This window comes from Frankia sp. Allo2 (assembly GCF_000733325.1).
In the GTDB taxonomy this organism is placed as follows: domain Bacteria; phylum Actinomycetota; class Actinomycetes; order Frankiales; family Frankiaceae; genus Frankia; species Frankia casuarinae.
Window position 1 is genome coordinate 1 of record NZ_JPHT01000065.1, and the last position, 11187, is coordinate 11187.

The following is an 11187-nucleotide window of genomic DNA, read 5'->3' on the forward strand; positions in this document are numbered from 1 at the left end:
GTCCTGCGTCCAGGGGCCTCGAGTGCTCACCTGCTGGCGGCTACCGGAACCGAGCCTGCCTCACGGCTGCCCGGTATGTCCCATTAGGGGCCAGCCTTTGCTCTGAACCCCCGGCACGTACCGTGATCAGATCACGGCCGCTGCCATCGCTGCCCAGGTCGAACGGTCCGAGCGCGCCGATGTCGTCGCCGCGACCGGCGCGCAGGACGACCGCCCCGGCACCGTCGCCGAAGATGACCGCGTCCGAGCGGTTGGTCGGATCGACTATCGACGAATACGTCTCGGCGCCCACGACGAGGACCCGCTCGGCCGTCTCGGCGGCGATCAGACCGGACGCGGTCGCCAAGGCGTAGAGAAAGCCACTGCACACCGCGGCCACGTCGAAGGCGGCCACCCCGCCGAGGCCGAGTTTGGAAGCGACGGTCGGGCCGGTCGCCGGGCAGGGCCGGTCAGGCGTCGTCGTGGCGAGCACGAGCGCGTCGACACTGTCGGTGTCCGCGCATTTCATGGCTTTCTGTGCCGCGTAGACCGCCAGGTCCGACGTCGCCATGCCCGGCACCGCGAAATGCCGGGAGACGATCCCCGTTCGCGACCTTATCCACTCGTCCGTCGTGTCCAACCGGCCGGCCAGCTCGTCGTTGTGTACCACCCGCGGCGGCAGGTAGCTGCCGATACCGGCAATCACCGCCGACGCCGTCACAGTGGTCGCCTGCCCTCGGCACTGTTCCGACGCTTGCCATGCGCCTCGGTCTCGACCATTGAAAATCGCCCTCCTTGGTATCCGCACAGGACCGGCCAGGCAGCCGTGGCACCGTTGCGGAGAGCAATCTTCCGCAATCCGCTAACGTGCGCCTATTACGACGCCTGTGAATCGGGCCCGGCCCTCTGCTGGACACCAAAGATCGATGATAGTCGCGGCGGCCGTCTCCCTTAATTCGGCGCCAGACGCAGGTCGTCGTGGCCGCTCATCTTCCCGGTCTTCGTGACAAGGCTGGGTCGCGCCGCCGCGATAGAGCCATAGTAGGAGCGCCCTGTTGTTTCTCGATCGTGTAACCTTGTAACCTGACTTGGCTCAAGTTAGTGCGGTCCTCCCGACGGCTGGTGGATCTTGTCGCGGGCGTCGCGGAGGTCGTCGGGTAGCGGGTGGGCGGCCGTGAGGGTGTGTTCGCCGGCCTGGATCTCGACGGTGCGGTAGCGGCGTACGGTGCTGACGAACCGGCGGATCGACCAGCCGGTGGCCTGCTCGACGAGGCGGGAGATCGCGAGGGCCGCGAACACGATCGTCAGGTGGGCCTCGATCGACTCGTGTTTGTGTGGTAGATCGGCCGGGCGGCGAGGTCGCTCTTCGACATCCGCAACGACTTCTCGATGTTGTAGAGCCGGTGGTAGGAATCGAGGACGAACTCGGGTGTCGGGTCGGGCAGGTTGGTGATGTAGCCCTCGAAACCCGGCCAGGGCCCGTGCCCGGGTTTCGAGGGTTCGGTTGACGGACTTGTCCGCGCCGGTGAGGCGGACGAACCGGTCGCGCTTGACCGGGATCTTCCCGGCGACGGCCTTCTCGGCCTTGGCGACCTGCTCGTCGATCCCGCGCAGGGTGCGCCGCGCACGGTGAGCCTTGTACTGGTAGTAGATGACCTGGCCAGAGGGCGACGCTGGTCGGTCGCGCCGGCGGGCCAGGGCTGGGTGAAGATCTGGCCGTCGGGGATGTCCTCGCCGGGATGGTTGCGCCGCCACGCGGCGACGATGTAGGGAACCTCAGGGAGCTTCATGCCGAGTATGAAGGAGAGGCCTTCGGCCTCGATCGCCTTGCGGTTCGCCTCGGAGATCATGCCGGCGTCGGCGACCATGGTGACGTCGGGCAGCTGGTGGGCGGCCATGAACGCCCGGATCACGGGCAGCATCGTGTGGGTCTCGGCCTTGTTCCCCTCGAACGCGTCGACCATGAGCGGGAAGCCTGAGGCGTCGGTGAGCAGCCCGATCGTGATCTGCGGTTTCAGGCGGCGTTCCTTCGATTAGCCCGGCTCGCGGAACCCGTCGCCCTCGTCGGTCTCGAAGTAGAGCGTGGAGACGTCGTAGCGCAGCAGCGACGCCGGTCCCAGCGCCGCGTGCGCCGCGGCCCGGCGCGACAGTGACTGCCGCCAGGCGTCGATCCCGTAGACCGGCAGCCGCCGCTTGACCGTCGCATAGGAGGCCGGCTCGATCCCGGTCTCCTCCAGGACCCGCAGGCTGTCCTGCTTGGACGTCGGCTCGATGATCCGCGCCAGCACGAGGTGGCGGAACACCTCGTCGCCCTCGGCCGCCTCGCTGAACCCCAGCAGGTCGTAGGCACGACTGAGCGCGTCCCACAGCGCGGCGGACCGCGTCGACGTGATCGGCAGCGGCCCACCCGCAGGTGGCGCGTCGTCCAGGCCCAGGTCAAGCTCGCCCTGGCCGCGGGCCAGCGGCTGCCGCGCCACCGCGCGCAACGCCTCGAGCGCCGCGTCGTCGTGCGCCGAGCCGATGTGCTCCAGCTCCAACGAGCCCCCGCGCGACGAGTACACGATCTGCACCGCCCGCGCCCCGGACTTCGTCTTCACCGTCCGCAACTACAGAGAAACCCGGCCCAGCGTAGAGCCGACGTGTTAGTGCGGACTTTTCACCACCTAGCGACACAACACCGCAGGTCACAGACCTGAAATCTTGTTAAAGCGATCAACGTGAGTCAAGTCAGGGCCGGGGCGCGGTGCCGCGATAGAGCCANAGTAGGAGCGCCTTGTTGTCTCTCGATCGTGTAAGCCTGGCGACCGCGGAGCGGGAGCCGCGCATCTCGCACGCAGGAGGGAACAGAGAATGGTGCTCGCAGGGCGCGTCGAGAGCGTCGGTTTTCTGGGCACGGGTTCTAGTCTACCGAGGCGCCGAGTCTCAAACGCGGACGTGGCCGATGTGCTCAATGTCCAGGAGAACTGGATCGAGGCCCGGACAGGTGTCCGGGAACGGCGTTTCGTCGCAGGCGAGAGCAATACTGATCTCGCTGTGGGGGCTGCGGCGATGGCCATCGAGGAGGCCGGCGTCGCCGCCGCCGCGATCGACGCTGTGATCGTTGCAACATCCACACCCGACCGCTTCATACCGCCGACAGCTCCGATGGTGCAGGCGAGGCTCGGCGTTCGAGGCGCGGTTTCGTTTGATGTCAATGCGGCATGCGCGGGCTTCCTGTACAGCATCGAGATCGCGCGATCGCTCATACTTTCTCGGACGATCCGCGGACACGCGCTCGTGATCGACAGCGATGCGTACTCGCGTGTGCTGGATCCGGCCGACCGGCAGACGTACGCGATTTTCGGAGATGGCGCGGGTGCCGCCGTTCTCGGCTTCTCGACGTCCGGTCGCGGGATCCTCGGCAGCCGATTCAAAACAGACGGCGACCTGGCCGAGATCGCCGTCGGTGGCCCACGACTGCCGCTTTCGCACGAGCAGATCGACAGTGGTGAACACTACGCAAAGATGGTCGGCCACAAGGTGGCTTCGGTCGTTCGCGCCGAGTTTCCCGTGATGGTCAGAGAGGTCATCGAGGAGCATGATCTGACGCTGGACGAGATCGATCATGTCGTGTGTCACCAGGCGAACCCGCGGCTCGTCCAGGAGTGCGCCCTGAGCGCGGGGTTCTCGCCGAAACAGCTGGTGGTGATCGGTGATCGCCTCGGGAACACGGCGGCCGCTTCAGTCCCGATCGGACTGAACACCGCGGTACGCGATGGTCGTATCCACTCCGGCGACACGGTTCTGATGATGTCCTTTGGCGCGGGAATGACCTGGGGATGGTCGCTGGTCACGTGGTGACCGGAAACGGCCCGTAACCCGGAACGAGAGGGGAGCAGCAAGGTGGATATGGCGTGGAAGTCGTCCCAACTGAAACTCAGAGGAAACTTCTTCGATTTTGGGAAGTCCGCCGTGGCGATTAGCAGCCAGGCCCGTGACCGCGACAGCTCCTTCGACCGCGCGCTGTGGGGCGAGCTTGCTCGGAGCCGTTTCTGGCACGTGGCCGTTCCTACGGAGTTGGGCGGCGACGGCGGAGACCTTGCCGACTACATGGCGGCCCTGGAGGGGCTCACCCTCGGCTCGAACGATCCGGGGTTCCTGGTGTCCGTCGGGGCGCACGGCGCCGTTATCCAGCTGTTGCTCCGGTACGGCACCCCAGAGCAGCAGCGACGCTACCTGCCCGGTCTGATGGCCGGCCAGGTGGGCGCGACGGCCGCCACCGAACCGACCGGCGGCTCGCATGTCGCGGCGGTCCGCACGACCGCGCGGCCGGTTGCCGACGGCCAGTACGAGCTCAGTGGCCACAAGTGCCACATCACCAACGCGCCAGAGGCCGACGTCGTAGTGATCGTCGGGCGGGTGGCCGGCGTCGGGAAGCGCGACATCACGCTCTTCCTGATCGAGCGCGGCCAGCCCGGCGTCGAGTTCGGCGTGAACGAGGATCTGATCGGCCTGCGCACCAGCCCGCTCGGGCCTATCCGGATGCGGGACGCGTCGGTCGACACAGAAAGCGTTCTGGGCGGGGTCGGCGGCGGCATGGCGATCCTGCACTGGTGCCTCGCGCTCGACCGGCTGAGCTTCGGAATTATCGCGGCCGCGCACATGGAATCCCTGCTGCCCGTCGCGCTCGACCGTGCGAATACGCGCGAGGCATTCGGGACGACGATCTCAGAGCACCAGTACATCCAGGATAAGCTGGTGCGGACGAAGGTGGCGGTCGAGGCATCCCGCGCGTTGTCCTATGTGACGCTCGATGCATTGCGGTGCCAGGACCCGCGGGCGGGGACATTGGCCTCCTGTACAAAGCTGCTGTCCNCTCAGGGCATTGTCGAGGCCGGGCTGGAGATCGTGCAGCTCTTCGGGCATCTGGGCTGTGACCGTGAGGTCGGAATCGAGCGGCACCTTCGTGACGCCGCCGCGTTCCGCATCGCCGGCGGCACGGATGAGATGCAGAAGAAGAATATCTTCAGCCAGTTGGGGCGGGAGTATGGCGACAATTGGCTGAGGGCCGGCTCGGAAGTCTGACAGACGGAGGTGTCGAACCATGACCAGGACCCTGGCGGCGACAGTGACGAAAGAAGTGTCACCGGCCGACTCCGCCGAACGGTGGGGAAACAGTGGACTCGACGTGCTCTCCACGCCGGCGATCCTCGGCGAGATCGAGCGAATGTGTGATGCGGTCATGAAGCCGCGTCTTGCCGACGGTGAGATGACGGTAGGTGTCTCAGTGACGATGCGCCACCGGCTGCCCGTTCGAGTGGGTAAGCACGTGGAGTACCGGGTGACCGCCGGCGACTTCGCCAGGAAGATGGACTTCTCCTTCGAGGTCAGAAACCTCGACGACGAAATTGTGTGCGATGGCACCCACAGGCGGGCGGTAATCATCAGTGCGGACTTCATGCGTCGCCTTGCCGGCTCGACGCCCTAGTTTTCCGCTCCGAGACTCGAAGGAGACTTCGATGACTGTCATGGCGCCGGACCTGCTTCATCTCACGTTCTGGGACTCCCCGCAGGAGGAGAGGAACGAGGTCTTCGCCCGACTGCGATCCGAGAAGCAGCCAGTTTTCTGCCCGACGCCGGACGGCGCTGGGTTCTATGCTCTCACCCGGCATGCTGACATCAGCATCGCGAGTAGCAACCCCGCCGACTTCAGCTCGGAACCGGTCGCGACGAGTCTGGACGACCTGCCTGAGGAGGTCCAGGAGTTCGCCGGCTCCATCATCAGCCTCGATGCCCCCAGGCATACTCGTCTGCGTCGTATCGCGGCCCGGGTGTTCACCCCTCGGATGGTCACCGACATGACTGCCGCAGTCGGGGAAATCGCCGAGAGAATCGTCGATGATCNCGAGGACGCGCGGACGTGCGACTTCGTCGAGACCGTGGCGGCACCGATGCCCATGCGGGTGATGCGGCTGATTCTAGGCGTTCCAGAGGAGCTGGAGAAGGATCTCTTCAACCTGACCGACATGATTCTCGNGGCCGGCGACCCGGAGTATTCCGAGGTGGCCGGCGGCGGCCGCGCGGAGACGCTGGTGCGAAAGTACCGGCAACTGCATGCTCTGATGCATCAGCTTGCCGAGGAGCGCCGCCAGGATCCGCGTGACGACCTCATCACAAGGTTGATCAACGCCAATGTGGACGGGGACCACCTGACGCGCGATGAGCTAGGCAAGTTCTTCACCCTGCTTATCGTCGCCGGCGCCGAGACCGCGCGCAATGCGCTGTCCCACGCCCTCGCGCTGCTCACGGAGCACCCCGAGCAGCGCTCGACGCTGCTCGGGGATCTCCCGGGGCGGCTGCCAGGCGCGGTCGAAGAGGTGATCCGCTACGCGACGCCGACCACCTGGATGCGCAGGACGCTGGTCCGACCGGCCGAGCTGTCGGGGAACGTCTACCAGCCGGGCGATCGAGTGGTGATGTTCTACAATTCGGCGAATCGGGACGCCGCGGTGTTCGACGCGCCGGACAGGTTTGACATCACCCGTGATCCGAATCCGCACCTCGGATTTGGCGGCCCTGGGCCGCACTGGTGTCTGGGCGCGCATCTCGCGCGTCATGAGATCACCATCATGCTCAAGGAGCTTCTGACCAGACTGCCAAACGTCCACGTCAGCGGCCCGGCCGTTCGCCAGCGGTCCAGTTTCTCGAATGGCATCAAAGAACTGCCGTGCTCATTCTAGTGTCCTGAGTCGTAGATTCGTGGGCGGATAGAATGGGCTGGTGCCTGGCCCGAGCGCGGAACCCATCGAGTTGTCGGCTGCCGAGCGTGCGGTGCTGGAAGGGTGGGCTCGGCGGCGCACGACCGCGCAGGCGCTGGCGTTGCGCTCGCGGATAGTGCTGGCCTGCGCGGAGGGTGGGACGAACGCGGGGATCGCGACCGAGTTCGGGATCACGCGGGGGACGGTCGCGAAGTGGCGGAGCCGGTTCGCGGTCGACCGGTTGGAGGGCCTGTCGGACGAGGCGCGTCCAGGGGCGCCGCGCAAGGTCACCGACGCGCAGGTCGAGGCGNTGATCGGAAGGACGTTGGAGGAGAAGCCACCGAACGGTGACACCCACTGGTCGTCGCGGTCGATGGCGAGGGCCAGCGGGTTGTCGCAGTCGACGGTGTCGCGGATGTGGCGGGCGNTCGGGNTGAAANCGCACCNGGTCGAGACCTGGAAGCTGTCCACCGACCCGCTGTTCGTGGACAAGGTCCGTGACGTGGTCGGGGTCTACCTGGACCCGCCGGAGAAGGCGATCGTGCTCTGCGTCGACGAGAAATCCCAGGTGCAGGCGCTGGACCGTACCGCACCGGTGCTGCCGCTGATGCCGGGTACGCCGGAGCGGATGACCCACGACTACGTCCGCCACGGCACGACGAGCCTGTTCGCCGCCCTCGACCCGACGTCGGGGGCGGTGATCGCGCAGACCTACCGGCGGCACCGCCATCAGGAGTTCCTGCGTTTCCTCAAACTGATCGACTGCTCGGTCCCGAAGGGCTACGACCTGCACCTGGTCCTGGACAACTACACCACCCACAAGACCCCGGCGGTGAAGAACTGGCTGCTGCGCCACCCCCGCTTCCACCTGCACCTTCGCCGCGGCGACATCGAGGCGTTCCTGAACCGGCTGGCCTACCTGGAGTCGATCGGTACGATCACCGGCGACGCGCGGATCCGCACCTGCCGCGAGGTCCGCACGGTGCTGACCCGGATCCGCGCGCTCGGCCTGACCCGCCCCGGCGGGCTCGCGAGCGGACTCGGGGACGACTTCGCCGTCCNCCGCGACGACANCCCCNCCCAGCCGGAGCCCGCCGAGCCGCACCGCGACCTCCCCCCGGAGATCATGCGGCAGGTCTGCGACCAGCTCGACAGCCTCACCTCGGCGGAGATGCGCACCGCGTTCTCGCTCGCGATCGACACCGGCCGCCGCCCCGAGGAGATCGCCGCCCTCGGCTTCGACTGCCTGACCCGCGATGCCGACGGTGCGCCGCTGCTCATCTACACCAACCACAAAGGTCACCGGCTCGGCCGACGCCTCCCGATCGGCGAGAACACCGCCGACCTGGTCGTCACCCAGCAACGGCGGGTTCGCGGCCGTTTCCCGGACACCCCGATCGCCGAACTCGCGCTGCTGCCGACCGACCGGCGCAACCCCGCCGGCCGCCGGCCGATCACCGCGTTCAGCCTGTCGTTCCACCACCGGACCTGGGTCAGCCGGATGCCGACCCTGACCACCAGCGACGGAGTCGAGTTCGACAGGAGCAGGATCGTGCTCTACGCCTACCGGCACACCTACGCCCAGCGGCACGCGGACGCCGGCGTCCCGATCGACGTGCTGCGCGAGCTGATGGACCACCGCAAGTTCGACACCACCCGGCAGTACTACCGCGTCGGCGAACAGCGCCGCCGCGAGGCCGTCGACCGGCTCACCGCCCTGCAGTTCGACCGGCACGGCAACCGCGTCTGGCAACAGGCCCAAGCCCTCCTCGACACCGCCCACGCCCGCCGGGCCATCGGCGAGGTCGCCGTTCCGTTCGGGATCTGCGCCGAGCCGTCTAACGTCACCGCCGGCGGCCAGGCCTGCCCCTACCGGTTCCGCTGCGCCGGCTGCGACCACTTCCGCACCGACGTCTCCTACCTGCCCGAGCTGACCAGCTACCTCGACGACCTGCTGCGCACCCGCGAACGGCTCCTCGCCGCCGCGGACGTCGACGACTGGGCGAGAGCCGAGGCCATGCCCTCCGACGAGGAGATCACCCGCATCCGCCGGCTGATCGGCCGTGTCAGCGCCCGCCTCGACGAGCTCACCGCGCCCGAACGCACCCAGATCGACGACGCCGTCGCGACCGTTCGCCGGCACCGCGCCGCGCTGCTCGGCATGCCCCGCCTGCGCGCCGGAGCCGTCCCCACCGGCCAGGCGACGCCATGACCACCCCGCGCACCGCGGCCATGGCCCAGGGCCGGCGCGCGGACACCGACCGGCGCCGCCAGCGCGTCCAGACCGCCCTCACCAGCGCCCACGCCGCCGGCAAGGAGATCACCATCAGCGGCATCGCCCGCGCCGCCGGCGTCGACCGGACCTTCCTCTACCGGCACCGCGACCTGCTCGAACAGGCCCACGCCCTCGAAGCCCAGCCCGCCCCCAACCCCAGCGCCGGACCCACCGTGACCCGAGCGTCCCTGCAGGCCGACCTACTCGCCGCCCACGAACGCGCCATCCGCCTCGCCACCCGCATCCACCAACTCGAAAACCGCCTGTCCGGCACCCTCGGTGAACAGACCTGGCGCGAGTCCGGACTCGGCGCACCCGCCGACATCGACACACTCAACGCACGAATCATGAACCTCGAGCAGCACGTCGTCGACCTACGCCTCCAACTCGCCGAACGCGACCAGGACCTCACCGCCGCCCGGCAAGCGAACCGCGAAATGATANCCCGCATCAACNCCCCGCCGACGAGCCGATAAAAACCCCGGCGCGTCACCCTTGCACCACACCTGTTGCAGAACATACCTTCAAGTCAACAGCCCCTGAGCTGCGCAAACGCAGAGATCAGGCGCCCGGACCAGCGTCCGACCCCCAGAGAAACGCCGCCACTCCACCCTGCGCTACCAAACCCCCGAACAGGCCGAAAACCTCTACCACGCGACTATCGCAACTATTGCGGACGCCGCATAAGAAGGATAAGGTCCCTACTATGCAGGTGTCCGAGAAACGGGGCTCACCTCAGGCCACGGCACGTCGGCATAACGAAGACGTCACCATAAGACGCGCTGCACACCCAGGACGACACCGCGACCTGGCTCGTCGACCACGGAGCGCACTACCTGCTGATTGTGGAGGCGAACCGGCCGACGCTGCTGGCCCAGCTGGCGACCCTGCGCTGGACGAAGGTCCGCACCACGTCGCGGACGAGAAGCCGCAGCCACGGCCGCGTCGAACGCCGGACCGTGCAGGCCACCGAGGTCCGCGCCGGGATCGGCTTCCCCCACGCGGTCCAGTCCGTCCGGATCATCCGCCACCGCCGGCCCCTGGCCCGGCGGCCCAGCCACAGCCGAAACCGTCCACGCGGTCACCAGCCTGCCCACGCACCACGCCAGCCCGAGGCTGCTCGCCGAACTCGCCCAAGCGCACTGGGCCATCGAGAACCGCCTCCACTGGGTCCGCGATGTCACCTACGACGAGGACAGACACCGCGCCCGCACCGGAAACGCGCCGCAGGTCATGACCAGCCTCCGCAACCTCGCGATCACCATCCTGCGCCTTACCGGCGCGAAGAACATCGCGAAGGCCCTACGCCACCACGCCCGCCACCCCGAACGACCCCTCGAAACAATCAAGAAGGCCGGTTGCTAACCAGCAACTTTGCCGCCGCCCTGGGCCCCCACCCGCTCGTCACCAGCGCTTCGGCCGGCAGGTCGAACAACCTGCGCCACGGGCCGTGACCCTTGGCCATCCAGCTGGCAGACTTGGGCCATGCATTTGGTGGGTGCTGACGAGGTGCAGCAGGCCGTGGCCGAGATGGTGCGGGTACTGGCCCCTCATGACGAAATCGACTGGCACATACCCGCGGGTTCCCTGGAGTGGACCTGCTGGACTACCGCTGCGCACGTGGTCCACGACCTCGCGGCTTATGCTGTACAGCTCACAGCCCAGAGCGACGAGAAATACCTGCCCTTTGACCTGACAGTTCGGCCGGGCGCGTCGCCGCGACAGATTTTGCGACTGGCTAGGGTGTGCGGCTGTCTGCTCGGCGCGGCGGTGTCGGGAGCCGCGCCGGAGGTCCGCTCCTGGCACTGGGGGGCCACCGATCCCAGCGGCTTCGCCGCGCTGGGCGTCTGCGAGACCCTGGTCCACACCTACGACATTACCCAGGGTCTGGAAATCGCGTGGTCGCCTCCCGAGCCGCTGAGCGTCGCCATCCTCGGACGGCTTTTCCCTGACGCTCCGGAAGGTGACCCGTCCCGGGCACTGTTGTGGTGCACGGGACGGATTGACCTCCCTGGCCGACCCCGCGTCACCTCTTGGGTTCTGAGGACCGCCGTCGCCTGACNCGATGCGGGTGTCCTGTTTCCGCGCGCTAAGTGGTTGAGCCTGGAAGTCCTTTGGGGGTGCAGTGATCAGCTGGGTTCGGTGGGGAGGTGGACGGTGCAGGCGGTGTCGAGGGCGTCCTGGGGGCTACCGGCG

Annotated in this window: 7 protein-coding genes and 5 pseudogenes; 10 read left to right on the top strand and 2 right to left on the bottom strand. The window is 67.5% G+C overall.

Going from position 1 to position 11187, the window contains the following annotated elements:
* Window positions 1–88 precede the first annotated feature (88 nt).
* Window positions 89–700, bottom strand: a pseudogene (locus ALLO2_RS22000) (3-oxoacyl-ACP synthase); the annotation flags it as partial.
* Window positions 701–1077: 377 nt separating this feature from the next.
* Window positions 1078–2549: pseudogene (locus ALLO2_RS22005) on the bottom strand (IS1634 family transposase).
* 280 nt (window positions 2550–2829) lie between these two features.
* On the opposite strand from ALLO2_RS22005, the gene ALLO2_RS22010 reads away from it, so the two are divergent.
* The 10 genes and pseudogenes from ALLO2_RS22010 (at window position 2830) to ALLO2_RS22050 (ending at window position 11052) form a co-directional block, all read left to right on the top strand.
* Window positions 2830–3819: a 3-oxoacyl-ACP synthase III family protein gene (locus tag ALLO2_RS22010; protein ID WP_023841864.1), complete on the top strand. Its 990-nt coding sequence runs from the start codon at window positions 2830–2832 to the stop codon at window positions 3817–3819.
* Window positions 3820–3867: 48 nt separating this feature from the next.
* The gene (locus tag ALLO2_RS22015; protein WP_232235266.1) at window positions 3868–5043 is read left to right on the top strand and encodes an acyl-CoA dehydrogenase family protein; all 1176 of its coding nucleotides are present in this window, start codon (window positions 3868–3870) and stop codon (window positions 5041–5043) included.
* Between the two features lie 19 nt (window positions 5044–5062).
* Window positions 5063–5446 carry a thioesterase family protein gene (locus ALLO2_RS22020; protein ID WP_023841866.1) on the top strand — a complete coding sequence of 128 codons (384 nt, stop codon included), beginning with the start codon at window positions 5063–5065 and terminating at the stop codon, window positions 5444–5446.
* Between the two features lie 31 nt (window positions 5447–5477).
* The gene (locus ALLO2_RS22025; protein WP_035734541.1) at window positions 5478–6698 is read left to right on the top strand and encodes a cytochrome P450; all 1221 of its coding nucleotides are present in this window, start codon (window positions 5478–5480) and stop codon (window positions 6696–6698) included.
* A 40-nt stretch (window positions 6699–6738) separates the two neighbouring features.
* Window positions 6739–7590: pseudogene (locus tag ALLO2_RS27650) on the top strand (IS630 family transposase); the annotation flags it as partial.
* A gap of 276 nt (window positions 7591–7866) precedes the next feature.
* A pseudogene (locus ALLO2_RS27655) lies at window positions 7867–8928 on the top strand (tyrosine-type recombinase/integrase); the annotation flags it as partial.
* Window positions 8925–9467 (top strand): DUF6262 family protein, encoded by a 543-nt coding sequence (locus ALLO2_RS28495; protein WP_035734542.1) that lies wholly within the window; start codon window positions 8925–8927, stop codon window positions 9465–9467. The pseudogene ALLO2_RS27655 and the gene ALLO2_RS28495, both read left to right, overlap by 4 nt.
* Before the next feature lie 367 nt (window positions 9468–9834).
* Window positions 9835–10194: pseudogene (locus ALLO2_RS28500) on the top strand (transposase); the annotation flags it as partial.
* A gap of 30 nt (window positions 10195–10224) precedes the next feature.
* On the top strand, window positions 10225–10356 hold the full coding sequence (locus ALLO2_RS27895) for a hypothetical protein (protein WP_023841871.1): 132 nt from the start codon (window positions 10225–10227) through the stop codon (window positions 10354–10356).
* Window positions 10357–10476: 120 nt separating this feature from the next.
* Complete coding sequence (locus tag ALLO2_RS22050) at window positions 10477–11052, top strand: maleylpyruvate isomerase N-terminal domain-containing protein (protein ID WP_023841872.1); 576 nt, start codon at window positions 10477–10479, stop codon at window positions 11050–11052.
* The last annotated feature ends 135 nt before the right edge of the window (window positions 11053–11187 follow it).

Bases quoted from the DNA above. Each gene is read 5' to 3' on its own strand.
- ALLO2_RS22010 (WP_023841864.1), top strand. From the start codon at position 2,830: ATGGTGCTCGCAGGGCGCGTCGAGAGCGTCGGTTTTCTGGGCACGGGT.
- ALLO2_RS22020 (WP_023841866.1), top strand. From the start codon at position 5,063: ATGACCAGGACCCTGGCGGCGACAGTGACGAAAGAAGTGTCACCGGCC.
- ALLO2_RS27895 (WP_023841871.1), top strand. From the start codon at position 10,225: ATGACCAGCCTCCGCAACCTCGCGATCACCATCCTGCGCCTTACCGGC.
- ALLO2_RS22050 (WP_023841872.1), top strand. From the start codon at position 10,477: ATGCATTTGGTGGGTGCTGACGAGGTGCAGCAGGCCGTGGCCGAGATG.